This window comes from Rhizobium sp. SL42, from assembly GCF_021729845.1.
In the GTDB taxonomy this organism is placed as follows: domain Bacteria; phylum Pseudomonadota; class Alphaproteobacteria; order Rhizobiales; family Rhizobiaceae; genus Allorhizobium.
Genome location: NZ_CP063397.1, coordinates 1,302,862 through 1,321,977, shown reverse-complemented (window position 1 = coordinate 1,321,977; position 19,116 = coordinate 1,302,862). Strand labels below are relative to the sequence as shown.

Genomic DNA, 19,116 nt, shown 5'->3' with positions numbered 1-19,116 from the left:
CCGAAACCTCAATAGGTCATGCAGGCGGCATTGAGGATGCCGACGACGACGGCAATCCCGCCACCCCAGAGCCCGGCCGCGACGTTCCCGTCTGTGATCTTGCCGTGCAGGTCCTTCATGGTGAAGTTGGCGATATAGAATGCCAGCACCTGGATCACTATGCCTATCGCCGCCCAGACCACATAGTCCAACAAGCTGACTGAGTGTGCAGCGGCTGAAGCCAGCGGCAGGCTGAAGCCAATCAGAGCCCCCAGGAAAGCCACGATGGCCGCAAGGTTACCCTCTTTAATCAACTGGGTTTCGCTCTGAGGTGTCATACGGGTGTAGATCGTAGCAAAAGCCGCGTAGCAGCCAAGGCCAATGGCAAAGTAGGAAAGAAAGGCAGGCAGGCCTGCCACGTAATTTGTCACCTCAAAATCCTTCTTGAATCGCAGACGGTTTCCGCTGCTTGAAACATCAAACCAACCCGGAAACCAGGGCCTTCATTGTATTTTCATCGCTCTTTCATCGCCTCCGAGGTCACTTCGCTGATTGGCGAGAACAAGTATTCTAGAATGCGCCGCTGACCCGTCTTGACCTCGATCGAAACTGTCATGCCAGGAGACAAGGAAACCGACGCCCCGTCCACATCGATCGTGGATACGGTAGGACGGACAGTTATCGGAAACACCAAGTTTTGAGTTCGCTGCGCATTGCCGACCGGTATGATGCTCTGAAGATCCTTGGCCGGCTGTCCCTCCAATTGCTGGGCATCGGGTTCCGGAATAGCATCAGAGGCGACCGAGGTCAGAATGCCCGGAACGGTGCCATACCTGGTAAAAGGGAAGGCCTCTATCTTGAGCACAGCTGATTGACCAACGGTGACAAAACCGATGTCACGGTTGGGTAGATAGGCTTCAACCTCAAGCGCTGCGTCCGTTGGAACCACTCGCATGACCTCGGTTCCGGACGCAACAACCTGGCCCACCGTAGTGAGAGCGGAAGCCTGCACCGTCCCATCAATGGGACTGGTGATTGTCAGCGATTTCAGGCGGTTTCGTGCCCTCACCTGCTGTTGCTGCAATTCTTCCGACTGCTCCATGGCTTCGACCAGTTCTCGCCGTACCTCAGCGGCAAAGCTCGCCAGCGATTTGTCGGCTTCAGCGGTGATCGTCTGAAGGGCCGCCTGCGTTTCCAGCCGCTGGCCGCGAAGTTCGACGAGCGTTGCCTCCTCCTGCTGTTTCGCCTCCACTGCGTCCAGTAAACCGACCCTTGACCCCGCCTGCACCCTCGCCAGCCCCTCTCGCATGGCAACCTTTTGCTGCAGCGTTGCAACAAGCCTGGTCTGGACGCCAATCATCTCATCCAGGCGCGCGAGCGAAACCTTCTGCTGCTCTCCCTGAGCCTTCAGGCTCGCAATGGTAGAGGCCTGTTGTTCCAACTGACTGATATAGAGAAATCGTTCGCGCAACACGGTGGCTTCTGGCAGATCTCCTTCGAAAGAAATTGACAAATCAATTGGCTGCCGCACATCCCAGACGGATCCCCGAATCCAGCCATCGATCTTTTCCAAAATGGCCTGCCGTCGGGTGATGCCTGCTGCAAGAGACGAGAGTTTTGTATCAATCGCCCGAAGTTCGGCCTTTGCATCGGTTGCATCCAGCTCAACAAGGAGATCGCCTCGATGGACCCGTGCGCCATTGACGACCGGTATGGACGCTGTCTTCCCGGCTTCGATCGACTGAATCACCTTCACCCTGCCTTGGGGCTGTAGTTTCCCCTGCGCGGTCGCGACAATGTCGAAGGTCCCGAAGTAGCTCCAGACAATCGCCGATAGCGCAAAAAGGCAGATCACCCATATCAGACCAGCGCGAATGGGAGATGCGGGTTGCTCCAGGATTTCCAGCGCCGCGGGACGGAACTCCGTTTCGAGCCGCGATCGACTGACGGGCCTTGCAGGCCTAGGCTTTGTCGGAACTGTCGAATTCATGCTTGTGTCAACCCGCTCTGGAGTTTCCACAGATGGGCATAGAGGCCGTTCTCCCGCTCAAGCAGGACTTCATGCGTGCCCTCCTCGACTATCCTGCCGTCCTTGATCGCGATGATCCGGTCACAGTGACGAACGGTGGCAAGGCGATGTGCAATGATGATGACGGTACGGCCGCGCACGATCTCTCGCATGTTGGCGAGGATGATCTTTTCGCTTTCGTAGTCGAGAGCGCTGGTTGCTTCGTCAAGAATAAGGATAGGCGGATTGGTCGCCAATGCGCGAGCGATCGCGAGGCGTTGCCGTTGCCCGCCCGACAGGTTGGCACCTCGCTCCTCGATGTGAGTGTCGTAGCCTTTCGGCAGCTTTGAAACGAACTCGTCGGCCCCGGACAATCGAGCGAGCTTGATCGCGGCGTCGCGCGGCATCGCCGGATTAACGAGGCAGATATTGTCGTGGATCGAACGATTGAACAGCATGTTTTCCTGCAGCACCACGCCGATATTCGACCGCAGCCAGGCCGGATCGATCTGGCTGATGTCCTGCCCGTCGACAAGCACCTGTCCCTGGTTGGGAATGTAAAAGCGCTGAACCAGCTTGGTCAGGGTAGATTTTCCCGATCCCGAAGGACCGACGATGCCAATGACCTCTCCGGGCCTCACGGCAAGATTGACGTCTTTGAGGATGTCGGGACCGTCCGGTGAATAGCGGAAATTGACGGACTTGAAGCTGATCGCCCCCTTGGGCGGTGGCAGCATCACACTGTTTTCCGGGCGAGGCTCTTGCGGCGCGTTCAATATGTCAGCGAGCCTCGCCACTGAGATCTGCACCTGCTGGAAATCCTGCCAAAGCTGCGACAGGCGCAAGATCGGTTGGGAGACCTGGCCGGCGATCATGTTGAAGGCCACAAGCGAACCAACGGTCAGGTCCCCATTGATGACAGCCTGAGCGCCAAAAAGCAGGAGCGCCGCGGAAGTCAACTTGTTGATGTACTGGATGACATTCTGGCCCTTCGCGGAAAGTACGATCGCTGCAAATGATGAATGCACGTAGGCAGCCAGCTTCTCTTCCCATTGCGCGGCCACCACAGGCTCTACCGCTGCGGCCTTCAGGGTCTGAATGCCAAGTACGGCTTCGACCAGCATTTGCTGGCTTTCTGCGCCGCGATCGAATTTCTCATCGATCCTCTCTTTCAACGCAGGACGGACCAGAACGCCGACGGCGATGTAGAGCGGTATCGACGCCACAACGATCCAGGCAAGTGTCGAGGAATAGGCAAACAGCACAGCAATGAAGATCACCGTGAAGACGAGGTCGAGCCCGGAAAACAGCGCCTGGCCCGTGAGGAAACTGCGGATCGTCTCAAGCTCCCTCACTCGGGCAACCGTCTGCCCCGCCGGTCGTGTCTCGAAATACGTCAGCGGCAGGCTCAGCAAGTGCCGGAACAATCGTTGGCCAAGCTCGACATCGATGCGGTTTGCCGTGTGGGCCAGCGCATAGGTCCTGAGGTATTGCAGGATCACGTCAAAAAGCCCCACCGCAGCAAGCCCGATGACGAGCACGATCAGGGTCGAATAGCTGCGATGAGCAAGCACCTTGTCGACGGTCACCTGGAAGAACATAGGTGCAATCAGCGCGAAGATCTGCACAAACAGCGAAGCGACAAGCACATGCAAGAGCGGAGTGCTATAGCGCCAAATCGAGGGAATGAACCAGCTGAAGCCAAATTTTTTGGGCGCTGAGCCGGCTCCTCCGACACGACGCTGCACAAGCATGAAGCGCCCGCGCGTCAATTCCAGAAGCTCGTTTGTTGTGACGTTTCTTGCGCTAAACGATATCGGATCAATCAATCGGCATGATCCATCGGGGTTCATTCCGCCGAGCACGGCAAAGGATCCTTCGCCAATCACGGCAATGGCAGGAACAGGAAGGACAGAAATCCGTTCGGCCTTGCCAATCCGGTGGAATCGCGCCTTGAGCCCGAGGGATTTGGCAGCGCGAAGGATTTCGTCTTCGCCAGCGAGATGGTCCAGTGCGAGCTGTCGGGACAGATGGTCCGGTCGTGCCGCAATGCGATAGTAGCCAGCGATGGCGCAAAGCGCCGAAAGGCCGGTATCTGCTTGTTGGTGAAGCTTAAGATCGTGACCAGTCATCTACACACACACACACACACACACACACACAAACCCCACCAGGTGCGCGGCACGTGGTGGGGTGTATTTGTTTCCAGGAGAACTATGTCAGTTCCATCAAGCCGTGACACCCTGCCTCGACGGAGTGAATGCGAAAGTCGCGTCGGCGGCCAGATGCTTCAGTCCGTCCATGGTCTCGTAGGTGCTGGTACCGGTGATGGCCGAACCATCGGCGAACGTAATTGCGCCTTCGGTGCTCGGCAGAAGATTGAAGAGCTTGATGCCCGCTTCCGACATGCTCCGCAGTTCGCCAGCGTCGCTGACGCCGTTCTGGTTGAGATCCTGCCAGATGCGGAACTCGTTCCAGCGGGTATCATGGGAATCCAGAACATTGTCGCCATTGGTATCGAACGCGATCCGCAGGCCCTCCAGGTCAGAAACCGGGTTTTCGTCGGTATCGGCCGGCCACATCGAAAACGCGATTTCGCGCGCCTGATCGATACTGCCATCAGATCCGGCTGAACCGTCAGCGGCGAGATCGATCACCAGCAATCCGTCACCGGGACCTACCCAGGCGGTCGTGTCAGCTGAGCCGTCACCGTCCCAGTCAAACCGGACCCCGCCCACGGATGTATTTTCCGTGATCGAAACCTGCCCGTCGCCGTCCAGATCAACGACGATAGGCCGGCGATTGGGATCTTCAGTTTTTCTCGTATAGGTCCCGTTGTCGTACCAGATTTCCGTGCGAACTAAGCTTAACGCCTGATAGTACTGCGTCTTCTTGATCCAGGTTTGATTGTTCAGCGCGTCATACGTGTGCCTGTAGTAATTTACGGGATTGTTTTCGTAGATAACTTCCCGCGCCAATACCCCATTGGACTCGTAAAATTTTATTCCCTTTGAATAACCTTGGGTGTTGTCCGTATCGAAATAATTCACGTCACGGGTGTTGTTGTCATTCAGGATGCTTTCTTCAAGTAGCCTGTTGCTGGAATCATAGGTTCGCACAATATTCTTCCAAGAGGCGGCATTGTTGACGTCGAATGTAGCGTCTGAACGGCGACCGTTGTCGTAATTCATAACTTCGAACGTCGCCTTCCCCGCTGTGTCATAACGCGTTTCAACACTGGACCAAGCTTGGCTGTTCGCAGGGTCGAACAGGTATCTGACCGATGTCCCGTTGTCATTGTCCTGATAGACCCCGATCTGGCGGCCTGCCTTGTCAAAGTTCTGAACGTACTCTTTCCAGGTCTTGGCATTCGCAAGGTCGTAGGTGGTGACCCATTTCGTGCCATCGTCCATGAATTGCGTCTCGGAGAGTTTTTGCTCCGATGCGTTGAACACCTGCTCGATGCGAGTCCAGGCTTGAGCACCAAGCGCATCGAAATGCGTGGCAGCTTTTATCTTGCCTTCAGCGGTGAAGGTCTCCAAGGACGAAATCGCACCATTTGTCGCCTGGTACCGCGTTCGCGTCGCGGTGAGGTCGGCTTGCCAGACATACGCCTCGATCTTTCGGTTTGATCCATCGAGCGTTTCGCTGGAGAGCAGATTGCCCAGCGCATCAATCTTCGAGGTCTTGGTCTCTGTGACGGCCCCGGCGGCACTTTTCTTGATTGCCACCTTTTCCACCGCGCCATCGACCATGGAAGTGGTGGTGATGATGGAATCAATCACACCATCATTTTGAGTATCAGCGCTCAAAACACTGACACGCCCGTCATGGCTCTGGGTCAGCGTTCCATTCGCCTTGACGGTGCCATTGGCGTTGGTTTCAGTAATTGTAGTGACAGTGCTGCCATCGATCTGTGTGACGGCTGTAGCCGTGACCTCAAACACGCCATTTCCGTCAATATCCATGCGGATATTGCGCGTCATGCCGTCCACTGACACCGTCGTCTCGATCTTCGTCGGGATCGTGTCGCTCCAATAGATCTCACCGACCCGGATCTCGGAAGATGCTTTTGCCGCGGCATTGTTGGTGACGGTGGTCTTGCGGATGCCGGAGGGAAGGAGCTCTTCTCGAACCGTCTGATCGGCGGTCCCATCGCCATTCACATCGGTGCTCTCAAGCCGCAACGTGCCATCCGCACTGACGGTTTCTTCCGTCCTGGATTTGACCGCATTCGTGGTGGCGTTGACAACCGTGGTCACGACCTTTGTACTGCCATCAGCAAAGGTCTGGCGGTCAATCGTTTTCTTGAGGTCGAGGACACCGTCGCCATTTTTGTCGGTATCAATGACTGTCCGCAGGCCGTTGGCGCTCGTTATAGAACTGACAGAGGACACCACGTTACCGGTCGATCCGTACGTGGTCTCAACCAGGGACACGCGACCGTCGGCAAAGCGGGTTTCCACTTCACGATGGTCAACGATACCATCGCCGTTGCGATCGCGTAAAATCGCCGTAGTGCGGCCATCTGCAGTCTTGTCGACAGTCTCGCTCTCGATAAGCTGACCGCCGGCATTCTTGACCGATTTAACGGTCCTGGAACTACCGTCAGCTAGGAGGGAAGTCACGATAGAGGTTGTCCGCGCAACCCAGCCAGCGACATTGGATGTCTCGGCGACTGAAGTGTTCAGACCGTCCTTTGAGACTGTCGTCACCCGCGAAGAGATCGTAGAACCGTCCGGTTTCGTGGCGGTTTCGGATCTCGTCTTGCTGCCATCGGCATTCAGGACAGTCACATCCGTCAATGTCTGATCGAAGGTGCCGTCACCATTGAGGTCGGCGCGCTCCGTGATCGTCAGGCCGTCGGCGGACACTTTGTGTTCGTCGATGCGCGTGGTGACGCCATTCGTCAGCATCCGATCAGTCGTCACCCGCGAGCCATCGGCTCCAAGGACGATCAGACTTGTTCGAGACAGACCGAACGTGCCAGCGCCCGTGTCGTCCCATTGCTTTGACGTGGTCAGACCATCGCCCGACGTGGTGGTAACGGTCTTGCCCTTGAGCTGCCAGGCACCGCTGACCAAGGATTCCTGCGTCATCGTCGTGCGCGAGCTGCCATCAGCCAACGGCTCGGACTTCGAGACGACGCGCGTCTCGTAGGTACCGTCACCATTGCCGTCGTAGAGCGTCATGACGGTCAGTTCATCAGCGCTGGTCGTCACGAGCTTCGCGGCCGATACGGTGCCGTCCGTCTTCAAGTTCTGATGGAGCGTGGTCGTCGTGCCATTGTCGAGGCCCGACTCTGTGATTCTGTCATCAAGCTTGCCGTCACCGTTGATGTCTCGCGTCAGGATAGTCGAGTTTCCATTGCCGGCTTCAGAAAGGGTCTGCGTGCTTTCCAGACTGCCATCCGCCTTCCGGAAGGTCTCGGTGGTCACCTTGCCGCCGTCCTGCGCAAGCACTGTCAGCCGTTCATGCGATCGTGTCGTGGCACCGGTGGCGTCGCTCCAGATCGTGTTCGACTGGAGACCATTGCCGCTGGTCGTCGTAACCGACCGTTCTACAAGCGTCGATGTGCCGGAATACTCAGTCCTCGTGACCCGTTGCGAACCATCAGCAAGGACTTCCGTCTTGGCCGATTTGGTGCGATCGGTCGTTCCGTCCCCGTTGCTGTCAATCGCCAGCACTGTTTCGAGGCCATTGCGACTGACGGTTTCTGTGGCTGTGCTGATGACCGCGCCAGATGCGTTTCGTCCTGTGGTGGTGGTCCGGACAGAACCGTCTGCCAGCACCTCACGAATGCGGATCTCATCAACATTGTCATCGCCGTCTCGATCCAGCGAGCTTGTGACCGATTTGCCGTTTGCAGATGTCTCGACGGTCTGCACTGACACCAATGTCTGATCCTGCGCGCGGACCTGCTGGGTCTCAACCACCCCGCCATTCGCCAGGAGCTGCTTTGTATTCTGGACCGTCCGGTCGATATCACCATCACCGTCAAGGTCGCTCGCAACAAGGCTCGCCAAGCCATTCGCACTCTGGGTGCTGGTCTTGACGCTTGTGGTCGAGCTGCCGGACTTCTGTGTCACCGCCGCCGTGGTCGAACCGTCCGCATTCAGCGTTGTTTCCGAGCGGGTGCTGACGTCCACAACGCCATCACCGTTCAGATCGCTGGAGGCGATGACCAACAAGCCATTGCCATTCTGACTGGTTACATCCTCCCGCAGGAGCGTCCCGTCACCAGCTATTGTCCGTTTCGTCGTGGTCTTGCCGCCGTCCACGCCGAGGACAATTGCAGTCGAAATGCGGCTGTCAACGGTCCCATTGCCATCGACATCCTGCGTCGTCGCCTGAACTAGGCCATTGGCGCTCGTCGTCGTCTGCTTGCTTGAGACAACCTGCCCGAGATCGTTCAGGATCTCTTCGGTGGTGGTCTTGGCGCCATCAGACGCCGTTTGGCTGACCTGGCGAACATTCGCCTGCCCATCGCCATCGACATCCACCGTGCGCGTAACCAGCAGGCGATCATGGCTCGTCACGATCGTTTCGCCGGACAGCAGCGAACCATTGCCGCTACGGGTCTCGATGGTTCGCGTCTGGCTGCCGTCAGAACCAACCACCGTGCTGTCCAGGAGATCGCGATCATGCTGGCCATCGCCGTCGCTGTCAGCCTGAGTTCGGATCACCAACCCATTGGCGCTTTCGGTGACCACACTCCGCTGTAGCAGCGCATTGCTGCCGCTTCGCTGCTCGACTGTCTGCTGTGCGCTGCCATCTGCGTTCTTGACAGTCGTCTCCGTCAGGATCTGATCGTCAGTCCCAAGGCCATATCGATCGTTGCGAACGATTGTGGACAGACCGTCGACGCTTGTGGTCGAAACGGACTTCGAAAGAAGCGTGCCATCCGCAGAATAGCTCTGGCTCGTCTGAACCGTCTGGCCGTCAGCCGCCTTGGCGACGCTTGTCACCTGCTCGAACAATCCGTCACCATCGCCATCGATGGACTTTGACCCTGTCAGGCCGTCCGCGGCCCGCACAGTCACGGTGTTCGATAGCAGTGCGCCACTAGCACTATGCGTGGTCACCGTCTGGGTTCTCGATTGATCCGCGGCAATCACTGTCACATCGGAGACGACGCGATCAAAGACACCATCGCCGTCCGCGTCGGTGGAAACCACCTTGTTCAAGCCGTCGCTCGATACTGTCGTGGAAGACATGGAAACCAGCGAGCCGTCGCGAGCCTTCGTCTGCTCCACAATCTCGGTCGCACCAGAGGTCGCATTGCGGGTCGTGACACCGGAAATGCTGCGGTCGAGCAGTCCGTCGCCATTCAGGTCGGCGGCTTCTGACCGGACAAGGCCATCCGCCGAGATAGCAGCAACGGTTTCCGTAAGCAGGTCGCCGTTGCCGGCATGTATGTTGTCGCGCTTGGTGATCGATCCGTCTGCGTTTTTGACCGTCTGCGATGTCACCGAACGCTCATAGGCCAGGTCGCCGTCGAGATCGATACTGTCCGTGCGGCTCAACCTGTCGCCGGAGAATTCGGTGCGCTCCGAGGAAACAACCGAGCCGTCAGCCGCCTTCTTCGAGATCGTGATCGTCAGGCTTCCATCTACCGAGGTCTGCTGCGTCTCGCTCTCTGTCGTGAACCCGCCGCCCAACTGATCGCGATCGATCTGGATCAATGTGCGATCTACACTGGTCTGTGTGACCGTTGAGCCAATGAGCACGCCGGCGCCATTGCGGGACGTTTCCGTGCGGCGTTTCGTGCCATCCGTCAGAAGCTCGGTCACATCCGTTAGGACGCGATCGATGACACCATCGCCATCGTTGTCGAAGCGCGTCCTGACGGTCAATCCGTCAGCGCTGGTGGTCCGCACCGTTTCGGAAGCCAGCGAACCATCCTTGTTCAGTGCCTTCGTGGTCAGCACCGTATTCTGGTCAGCATCGACCGTCGTCGAAGTGCTGACCGCATATCCATTGGCGTCGATCATCAACGACGCCGTTGCAGTCTTGCCCGTGGTTCCGTCGGTTCTGGTAAATGTCGCCTCACCGTCGATCGAGGAACCGTCGGCAAATTCGTAACGCGTCTCGTCGGCAACCAGGGTCAGTGACTGGATACCGAGCTCGGCGAGCGTTTTCATCACAGTCGTGCCGTCCGGCATGGTCACCATGACCTTGAACTGCAGCCAATTGGCATCGCCGGAATCGAGAAGGCCATTGCCATTGGTGTCGAACACCTGGCGCAGCGCTTCCATGTCGCTGTCGGCCGAAGGATCCCAGTCCGTTAGTACCACTTCCTTGCGGTTGGATATCTTGCCGTCGCTGTCGGCATCAAAAACCAGGACACCATCGCCAGTTCCTGCCCAGGCTGCGCGATGCTGGTAGCCGTCCCCGTGGATGTCGAAAAAATGGCTACTATCATCAAGCTTAGTGATGGTCAGGCCGTTGCCATCAAGGTCGAGTAAGATGGGCTTTGCTTTAGACGTTTTCGCCGGAGACCTAATCCCCTCAACAACAATTGTCGGAAGCACCGTTGAGTATGGATCAGGACCTCCTCCTCCCCCTCCTCCACTGTAGTTCCACCCCCTGTGTTTGTTCAGATCGCCTCTCTCCTTCCTCTCTTTCTCCTTGTCGCCGAACTTAGATCCTGACCCCGATCCAGACTTTCCAGTGAGTGATGATACATCCAGTGTCGTCATCCTGGGAGCGCTGACAGAACCTGCTTCGACTGCCGTCGTCGTTGTGTAAGCGGTTGTATTGAGAATGTCGGTGTGATGATACGAAGTGGTCGGTTCTGTCAAACTCGGTCCAACACCTGCAGCCCCCCCGTAAAAGTTGGCCTCCGCATTTTCACGATTGATGGCTCTCAGAGCCGCATCTTCGCCAACGTTGAGCTCCTCCGCGCTCAAAAGCACGTCAAGCAATGCTCCCCCCAACACCGTTCCAACCAGAGCATTTACTGTGCGGGCAGAGACACCAACAACCCCTCCGAGAACGCGGCTTTCGGATAGCCCCATAATATTGCCCGTGAGCGTAACAATCGAACTACCCACAACGGCGCGCGTAACAGATTCGTTTGCCGCAACAACTCTCGCAAAGAATTCTGCGGCGCCCGCTTTTGAGGCCGCCGAAAGGGAGACGCCGTTAATTGTATTGATTTTTGTGTTGTTAAGTATTTGAGGAAGCTCGATTTGGCCGAAAACGCGGGAGATGGTAGTATTCTTACCAACGAACAATTTTATATCACCAGACAAGGAAGCCGCAAACTCTTTTGATGCCTGCCCCCACAATGACTTATCTGTTGCCTCAAATAGTATAGCCTCAGCTTGCTTGGACGCCGCCTTAGCGTCGACGCCTTGATCCAATAAAATGTTCTCTATCGCAGAATATACATTTGGATCGCTAAGAAATATTGCTCGAGGGGTGTGATCAATTATGTTCAATCCACTCTCTACAGCGAACTGGGCATAAGAAACGCCCTCGACAAAACTTCCCGAGTAGAGCGCCCCACCCGTCCCTTTGGCCGTAGCGGGAAGTCGGGATGCAATACGATAGATTTCCTCGATGGAGTCAGCATTCTGAAGAGCTGCGACAGCAGACTTGATGTCCGTCATAAAAAAACTCGCTTCTTAAATTAAAATAAATAATCTACGGTACGATCGTAATCCAGCCTTCAAAAAACTCAATTTTAGTGTTTTTCTGAATCTCAGGGCGGATCGAGAATAGATTCTTCTCTGATTTTGCCAGCTTATTCTCAATGACAATTTGTATTTTTTCTGCGGCAGCCTTCTTGAATGAATAAACAATTGGACTTGGCCACTCACTATCCTTTCCAAAAGTCCTAACTTCAACGGTGTAATCAGTATTGTTATCTGCGAATTGGATAGTGCACTCGCCAAATACCTTCACATCTCCAATTGTTACAATGAACGACTTCCATATTTGATCGTCTTCGTAGGTTCGACTCAAAAAACTTGAGCGCCCCCTTTCGACGGATAGACTGTCGACATCCACATCTTCAAAAACAAACATTCTTATATGTCAGCAGAATTGCTGACCCTCCTATTCTTGCACCCACAACAGGGAGTCCGACATCTCTCGATGTAACTTCAGATGTCCCCAATTTCATGAAACAAGTAAAGTGATGCGGCATCATTTTCACGTTAAAATTGTTGCCGCCTCTGACTCGCCAGAGCAGGCACGCGGCACAGCCGCGTTGCTTTTGCCGCTCGCCTTGATCTATGCCGGAGGCTCGCGCACGGATCTGGCGCGACTGCGTGTCGAGTTTCAGCAGGATTTGAACTGAACCGCCCCGGGTTTGCCGGAGACCCCAACTCGTGAGAAGTAGGGTCTATGACAAGCAAGACGACGAACAAATTCTCTCCTGAAGTTCGTGCCCGCGCCGTTCGGATGGTGACTGAGCATGAAGCCGAACATCCCTCCCGCTGAGCAGCGGTATCATCGATAGCGGCCAAGATTGGTTGCTCGGCGCATACCGTCCATGAATGAAGAAGGCCGAAGTCGACAGCTGCAAGCGTGCAGGTTTGCCGATTGACGTGGCGGAGAAGATGAAGGCCCTGTAACGGGAGAACCGCGAGCTCCGTCAGGCGAACGAGATATTGCGCAAGGCGTCAGCTTATTTCGCGATGGCGGAGCTCGACCGCCCACGGAAGCGATGATTTCCTTCATCGACGAACACCGCTCGGTGCTCGGGGTCGAGCCGATCAGCAGGCTGCTGCCGATTGCCCCGTCCACCTACTATGAGGTTATCGCCAAGCGCACGGACGTGGACCGCCTATCGGCCCGCGAACGGAATGATGTTGCCATGAAAGTCGAGATACGCCGGGTGTTCAACGAGAACTTCCAAGTCTACGGAGTGCGGAAAGTGTGGCGACAGTTGCAGCGAGACGGCTTCGATATCGCTCGCTGCACCGTCGCAAGGCTGATGAGAGTGATGGAGCTTCAGGGTATCATTCGTGGCAAGCCGATCAAAACCACTGCATCGGACAAGTCTGCCCCGTGTCCGCTCGACCGCGTCAATCGCCACTTCAAGGCTCCCGCGCCGAACATGCTGTTGCTATCCGATTTCACCTATGTCGCGACCTGACAGGGCTTCGTCTCTGTGGCCATCGTCATTGATGCCTTCGCCCGCCGTACCGTCGGTTGGCGGGCAAGCCGAACGGCCCATGCGGGCTTTGTGCTCGATGCCCTCGACCAGTCGCTTCATGATCGGCGGCCAGTTCGCTATTCTGAACGGCTTGCGGAGGCGGGCATCGAGCCGTCTTTCGGAAGCGTTGGCGACAGTTACGACAATGCTCTCACTAAGCCGATCAACGGTCTTTACAAGGCCGAGGTCATCCATCGGCGAGGACCATGGCGCAACTTCGAAGCCTATGACGGTGACCGAGAAACCATGCCAGAAAACCCTGGCCCAGCACACGATTAGTATCTGGGCCCTCTTATTGCCTGAGTAGCGCCTTGCGGACGCGTCAGGAATTGCTCCTGAGACGTTATTTCAACAACAATGATTGACGCGCGTCAATGTTGACGCATCTTGATGCACCCACACTTCCCCTTGCATTTCGAGCTGGTCCACGAGTGCCTCCCCACCTTGGGGAAGTTTTTTCGTTTGGGTTTCGCGGTAGCCCTTGAAAGACAAATGCTGAAGAAACGCCGAAAACTGCCTCGCAACATCTCCGCCGCATAGAACAAACTATGACCCAAACGTCCCCGGCCCTGACGGTCTAATGTAGTGAGCCCAACGGCAATTCAGCTGACTTGCACCCCCTCAAACCACAAATCGCACCCCTTCAAAGGAGTAAAATTTGATGTCGAATAAAGCATCACATAGAATATTGGATACACTTTTCGACATCACTTGCATTTGGGCCAGCAATATGATGTTTTAAACGACATCAAAAAAGCAAAACGATGCAGAAATAGACATCGATGAAATATGAAACCCAAGAGATCGCGAACCGACTTCGGGAAACCAGAGAAGCCAAGCATCTCAGCCAACGCGAGTTGAGCCGTTTGGCTGGCGTCCCGCAAGCGCAGATTTCACGGATCGAATCCAACAACGTTGATCTACGCCTATCGAGCCTGGTGGCGATGGCCAGTGCGCTTGATCTGGAGATCGTCTTGGTACCGCGCAAGGCGATGCCTGCGATCAAATCAATCACGCGCCAAACGACCGATCGCACCGTCATCCAACCGCCGGCGATCAAAAAAGAAATGCAGCAACTGCAAAAGGCAATCCGCGCCCTTCAGATCGAAGCGCCGACGCTTCCAGAGCTGGATGACCTACGCAAAGCCACAGCGTCCATCCAGCGCCTGCAAATCGATACGCGGTTCTTGGACAATCTCCGCACCCTGCGGCATACCATCGAACGTGCTAATATCATGGATCAGTGGAAGGGCATATTCGAAGCGGCCAACAGCATGAAAGCCCTCCGCAACCAGATAGCCCATTTCGGGTCGAGAAGCGAACAACGCAGCGCCAACCGTCCAGCCTACTCCTTAGATGAGGAGGACGACGATGCCTGATGTCTCTGTGCTCAGCGTACGCCTCTATGGCGAAGAAATCGGTACGATCACCTATGTCGGAGCCGAAAAAACGCTGTTCGCCTTTAGCGATGCCTATGTGGAAAACCCCGAAAGGCCGACCCTCGGCCTTCAGTTCAAGGATGGCTTCGGCGAGCTGATCACGGATTTCCGGCCATATAAAATCAAGCTGATGCCCTACTTCTCGAACCTTCTGCCAGAGGGTCATCTGCGCCGGTACTTGGCTGATAAAGCAGACATCCATATTGACCGCGAGTTCTTTCTCTTATGGGTGCTCGGGCAGGACTTGCCCGGAGCTATCACCGTCGTCCCGGCAGACGGCGAAGAATGGCCGGACGAGGCGCACAACATCCTGGAAGGGAAAGCCGCGAGAGAAGCCGCCGAAGATGCCATGCGCTTTTCATTGGCGGGTGTGCAGCTCAAATTCTCTGCAGTTCAAAGCGCTAGCGGCGGGTTAACTATTCCCACAACCGGCGTCGGCGGCAATCGGATTGTAAAACTGCCCTCTCGGGAATTTCCAAACGTCCCGGAGAACGAATTTTCGATGATGAGCCTTGCCAGGCTGGTAGGGATCAACGTGCCCGCAATCGGGCTGATCGATGTGCGATCGATCGACAATCTGCCGGACGGGATTGAGAAGATCGGACAGCAGGCCTTTGTCATTGAACGCTTTGACCGCAACGAGGATGGCAGCGTCACGCATATCGAGGATTTTGCGCAGGTCTTTAACGTCTATCCCGAGAACAAGTACAAGAAGGCCAGTTACCGCAATCTGATATCGGTGATCGCGTCTGAATCCGATCAGGAAGATGTGGCCGAATTCATCCGTCGCCTGACGTTCAATGTCCTGATCGGCAACGGCGACATGCACCTCAAAAACTGGTCGCTCATCTATCCTGATCGCCGAAACGCCCGCCTCGCTCCGGCCTATGACTTCGTATCCACGATCCCGTATATCGCGAACGACAGGTCCGCGCTGACCTTCAGCAGGACGAAAGAGTTCACCGGATTTACGTTGGACGAGCTGGCCCATCTGTCTGCAAAAGCCAAGCTGCCCCGGAAACTCGTGATCGACACAGCCAAGGAAACCGTCGCGCTATTTATGGAACGATGGGAGACCGAGAAGACAAATCTCCCCATGCGCCAGGATGTTATCGCGACCATCGACAAGCATCTGCCGACTTTGTCGATTGTCACCGGCAAGGAGTGAGAAGATGCGGCCTAAGCCGCATCCTACTGGGAGGAAAACACCGTGGGCTTACGGCGTTGACGGCGACCGCTACGAAGCAAATGAGAAAGTGTCGACCTGGCAGCTCAGCCTGAAAACAGAACGACGGAGATATTCGTGGTCTCCCACTCGCTGGATTACTAACATATGTCGGTCTACGTGGAAAAGCAGATACCGCTCCGTCCGTTCAGGCATTCGCGCTCGATAGGTCTTGAACCAAATGGAACGCTGGCCCATTGTCTCTCCACCGCGGGCTAACGGTCGTTGTTTATGGATGTCTCGGCGGGACACGTTCAAGTGCACTCCCGCCTACTCCTCAACCATAGCTCGGGCTAGCTGGTCTGCCAGCGGCTTCAGAAGATAAGACATCGCCGTTCGCTGTCCCGTCTTGATGAACACCTCGACCGGCATGCCCGACAGCAGGGTCAGGGGCCCAAGCTTGGCCAATTCCTGTGCCGAAATGCGGGCGCGGATCGAATACCAGGCCTCTCCGGTCTGCGGATTGGTGACGAGATCCGCCGCGACGGTTTCCACCTTGGCGAATACTTCAGGGGTCGTACGTTGGTTGAACGCCGAGAAACGTAAGACAGCGTCCTGCCCGGGATTGACCTGGTCGATATCGGCCGGCTGGATGCGGGCCTCGACAACGAGGCTGTCGTTGATCGGCACGATCTGCATAACCGTCTCGCCGGGTGCAACCACGCCGCCGACCGTATGCAAAGCAAGCTCGTGCACGATCCCTGCCTGTGGCGCGCGGATCTCTATCCGTTTCAGTTCGTCCTTTGCCGTTACCTGTTGCTCTTCGAGCTCAGCCAACTTGTTGTCGACATCCCTGAGCTCGGTGATAATTTCGGTTCGGCGATCTTGATCGAGTTGCAAAATCTGGAGCTCCGTCTCTGTGACACGCGTGCCGGCCCTGGCAATCTCGGCAATCAGCTGGCCCCGCTCCCCGTCGAGTTGCGCCTTGAGCCGTTCCAGTTCAGCGAGACGATTGAACTGGATCAACTGCTGGCCGCTAAGGCTACGCACCCGCACGAGTTCCTGTTCGACCCAAGACAACTCCTGTTCCTTCGCCCGAAGCCGTACCGTCAAACCATCCGTCTCCTGGCCAATCTGGCCGATCTGCTGGCGCAACTGACTTTGCTGGCTTTGCAGCGTTTCGCGTCTAGCCGAGAACAACGCCACTTCAGCCTGGAGATAGGCTTGGCTTTCCACGGACCGCGCCTCGCTGATGGTCATCGGTACTGTGACGCTACCCAGTCCGTCACGTTCAGCCACCAACCTCAACCGCCGTGCCGTCAACTGATCGATCTGCTTGGTGACGATCGCCAGATTGGCGCGCGTAATGGTATCGTCCATGCGGACCAGCAGATCACCGACATCGACGCGCGCGCCATTCCGCACCAAAATCTCGCCCACGATGCCCCCTTCGCGGTGCTGGATCTTCTTCACATTGCCGTCCACCACCACAAGGCCATGACCGATCACCGCGCCGGAAAGACTAGCGGTCACGGCCCAGCCTCCAAAACCTAAGACAAGAAGAGCCATGGTGGTAAAGGCTATCAGGGAATATGTCCGGATGGACCTCGTGATCGGTGTGATGGTTTCTCTGTTCGTCATTTATCGGCCACCGCCCGCATGGTGGTTTTACGCAGGACCTCGTCGCGCGGTCCAAAAGTGACCATCGCGCCCTGAGCTACGACTAAAACGTGATCAACGGCTGCGAGAGCGCTTGGGCGATGGGCAACGACGATGACTATCGATCCCGACTCCCGCAGAGCGATCATGGCATTTGTCAGCGCTGTTTCACCGTCTGCATCAAGACTGGCATTGGGTTCGTCGAGCACGATCAGAAACGGTTTGCCGTAGAGCGCCCGAGCGAGACCGATACGTTGCCGCTGGCCGGCCGACAGGATGGCGCCGTTCGCGCCAATTCGCGTGTCATAGCCATCGGCCATGGACAATATCATTTCATGTACGCCGGCGAGCTTCGCCGCCTCGATGATCTGCTCGGGTTGTGCGGTGGGGAAAAAGCGGGAGATGTTTTCCGCGATCGTGCCGTCGAAGAGCTCCACGCCCTGCGGCAGATAGCCAATAGCGGGACCGAGTGCCTCAGATTCCCATTGGTCGAGTTCTGCGCCGTCGAGGCGGACGCTTCCCCTGGCCGGCGGCCATATGCCGACGAGCGCCCGCGCGAGTGAGGACTTGCCCGATCCGCTCGGCCCGATGATGCCAACACCCTGCCCCGCAGTGACCATGAAGGTGATGTCGCGTATGATGGGCGAGGTAGAGCCGGGCGCCAGAACGGTCAGGCCGGCAACGCCAAGAGACTTCTCCGGCCTCGGCAGCGCCATGCGGGTGTCATCCTCCCGAAACTGCTCAAGCAACGTATAAAGGCGATCGCGGGCCTGACGCGCATTGACGAAGCCGCGCCATTGCCCGATCGCTTGTTCGATTGGGGCTAGCGCCCGCGCCGTCAGAATCGACGCGGCAATCATGGCACCGGGAGACGCAAGCTGATTGATGGCAAGCCAGGCCCCTAGCGCCAGGACAGCCGACTGGAGTGCCAGCCGGAAGATCTTTGATGCCGTCGCGAAGGTGTTTGTCGCATCGCCAGTTCTTTGCTGCTCGGTAAGATAGTCGGCATTGGCCTCACGCCACCGGGCTGCATAGGCGCCGCGCATGCCCATTGACTGAAGCGCCTCCGCGTTGCGCCGGCCAGCCTCGAGGAATTCAGTCCGGGCGGAGGAGAACTGTGCGATACGCCTCATCGGATCGCGCAGAAGGAATTCGCTGGTGATGGTAAGAGCAAGTAAGACCGCCGCGCCGGCTATGGCGAGCCAGCCCAGAAGCGGATGAAACAGGAAGAGAATGCCAACATAGAGTGGCAGCCAGGGCATGTCGCATATAGCGACCGGCCCGGGACCACCCATAAACTGCCGGACCTGTTCCAGATCCCTGACCGGCTGCGAAATCGCTTCCTTCCGCGACATGCGCAGCGGCAAGACCATCACGGCGCGGAACGTCGCATCGCCGAGGTCCTCCTCGATCCGCTGTCCGACACGGGTCAGGATGCGGGAGCGCAGAAGTTCCAACACGCCGAGGAACAGGTAGAGGCCGATAGCAAGCAACGACAAGGCAACCAACGTCGGTACACTGCGGCTCGCGAGCACACGATCATAGACCTGCATCATAAATAGCGGTCCAGTCAGCATCAGCACGTTCGTGACCGCACTCACAGCGGCAACAGTGATGAAGGTTGACCGCACCTTGCGGAGCGCAGTGGCGACCAAAGGTCGCCGCTGCGCTGTACCTAAAGATTTCGTCTGCATTC

The 19,116-nt window shown here is 56.7% G+C and carries 9 protein-coding genes, 1 pseudogene and 1 other annotated feature; of the genes and pseudogenes, 3 read left to right on the top strand and 7 right to left on the bottom strand.

The window, feature by feature from the left end:
• Positions 1-8: 8 nt before the first annotated feature.
• From IM739_RS06055 to IM739_RS06035, 5 genes are all read right to left on the bottom strand, one after another.
• Complete coding sequence (locus tag IM739_RS06055) at positions 9-410, bottom strand: DUF350 domain-containing protein (protein ID WP_237370296.1); 402 nt, start codon at positions 408-410, stop codon at positions 9-11.
• Between the two features lie 83 nt (positions 411-493).
• Positions 494-1,969, bottom strand: a complete 1,476-nt coding sequence (locus IM739_RS06050; protein ID WP_237370295.1) for an HlyD family type I secretion periplasmic adaptor subunit — start codon at positions 1,967-1,969, stop codon at positions 494-496.
• Complete coding sequence (locus IM739_RS06045) at positions 1,966-4,119, bottom strand: type I secretion system permease/ATPase (protein WP_237370294.1); 2,154 nt, start codon at positions 4,117-4,119, stop codon at positions 1,966-1,968. The genes IM739_RS06050 and IM739_RS06045 overlap by 4 nt, the downstream gene beginning before the upstream one ends.
• Before the next feature lie 96 nt (positions 4,120-4,215).
• Entirely contained in the window at positions 4,216-11,604 is a 7,389-nt protein-coding gene (locus tag IM739_RS06040) for a hypothetical protein (protein WP_237370293.1), read from the bottom strand.
• A 34-nt stretch (positions 11,605-11,638) separates the two neighbouring features.
• Positions 11,639-12,022, bottom strand: a complete 384-nt coding sequence (locus tag IM739_RS06035) for a hypothetical protein (protein ID WP_237370292.1) — start codon at positions 12,020-12,022, stop codon at positions 11,639-11,641.
• 321 nt (positions 12,023-12,343) lie between these two features.
• On the opposite strand from IM739_RS06035, the pseudogene IM739_RS06030 reads away from it, so the two are divergent.
• The 3 genes and pseudogenes from IM739_RS06030 to IM739_RS06020 form a co-directional block, all read left to right on the top strand.
• Positions 12,344-13,388, top strand: a pseudogene (locus IM739_RS06030) (IS3 family transposase); the annotation flags it as partial.
• Positions 12,624-12,740, top strand: a sequence feature (AL1L pseudoknot). It overlaps the preceding pseudogene by 117 nt.
• 551 nt (positions 13,389-13,939) lie before the next feature.
• Positions 13,940-14,536: a helix-turn-helix domain-containing protein gene (locus IM739_RS06025; RefSeq protein ID WP_237370291.1), complete on the top strand. Its 597-nt coding sequence runs from the start codon at positions 13,940-13,942 to the stop codon at positions 14,534-14,536.
• Positions 14,529-15,764 carry a type II toxin-antitoxin system HipA family toxin gene (locus tag IM739_RS06020; protein WP_237370290.1) on the top strand — a complete coding sequence of 412 codons (1,236 nt, stop codon included), beginning with the start codon at positions 14,529-14,531 and terminating at the stop codon, positions 15,762-15,764. Before IM739_RS06025 ends, IM739_RS06020 begins: the two co-directional genes overlap by 8 nt.
• 327 nt (positions 15,765-16,091) lie before the next feature.
• Here the strand turns inward: IM739_RS06020 and IM739_RS06015 are convergent, their stop codons facing one another.
• A complete protein-coding gene (locus IM739_RS06015; RefSeq protein ID WP_272911330.1) occupies positions 16,092-17,402 on the bottom strand; it encodes an HlyD family type I secretion periplasmic adaptor subunit in 1,311 nt (436 codons plus the stop codon).
• Positions 17,399-19,114 carry a type I secretion system permease/ATPase gene (locus IM739_RS06010; RefSeq protein ID WP_237370288.1) on the bottom strand — a complete coding sequence of 572 codons (1,716 nt, stop codon included), beginning with the start codon at positions 19,112-19,114 and terminating at the stop codon, positions 17,399-17,401. The genes IM739_RS06015 and IM739_RS06010 overlap by 4 nt, the downstream gene beginning before the upstream one ends.
• Positions 19,115-19,116: the final 2 nt, after the last annotated feature.

Bases quoted from the DNA above. Each gene is read 5' to 3' on its own strand.
- IM739_RS06025 (WP_237370291.1), top strand. From the start codon at position 13,940: ATGAAATATGAAACCCAAGAGATCGCGAACCGACTTCGGGAAACCAGA.
- IM739_RS06035 (WP_237370292.1), bottom strand. From the start codon at position 12,022: ATGTTTGTTTTTGAAGATGTGGATGTCGACAGTCTATCCGTCGAAAGG.
- IM739_RS06010 (WP_237370288.1), bottom strand. From the start codon at position 19,114: ATGCAGACGAAATCTTTAGGTACAGCGCAGCGGCGACCTTTGGTCGCC.
- IM739_RS06040 (WP_237370293.1), bottom strand. From the start codon at position 11,604: ATGACGGACATCAAGTCTGCTGTCGCAGCTCTTCAGAATGCTGACTCC.
- IM739_RS06045 (WP_237370294.1), bottom strand. From the start codon at position 4,119: ATGACTGGTCACGATCTTAAGCTTCACCAACAAGCAGATACCGGCCTT.
- IM739_RS06050 (WP_237370295.1), bottom strand. From the start codon at position 1,969: ATGAATTCGACAGTTCCGACAAAGCCTAGGCCTGCAAGGCCCGTCAGT.
- IM739_RS06020 (WP_237370290.1), top strand. From the start codon at position 14,529: ATGCCTGATGTCTCTGTGCTCAGCGTACGCCTCTATGGCGAAGAAATC.
- IM739_RS06015 (WP_272911330.1), bottom strand. From the start codon at position 17,402: ATGACGAACAGAGAAACCATCACACCGATCACGAGGTCCATCCGGACA.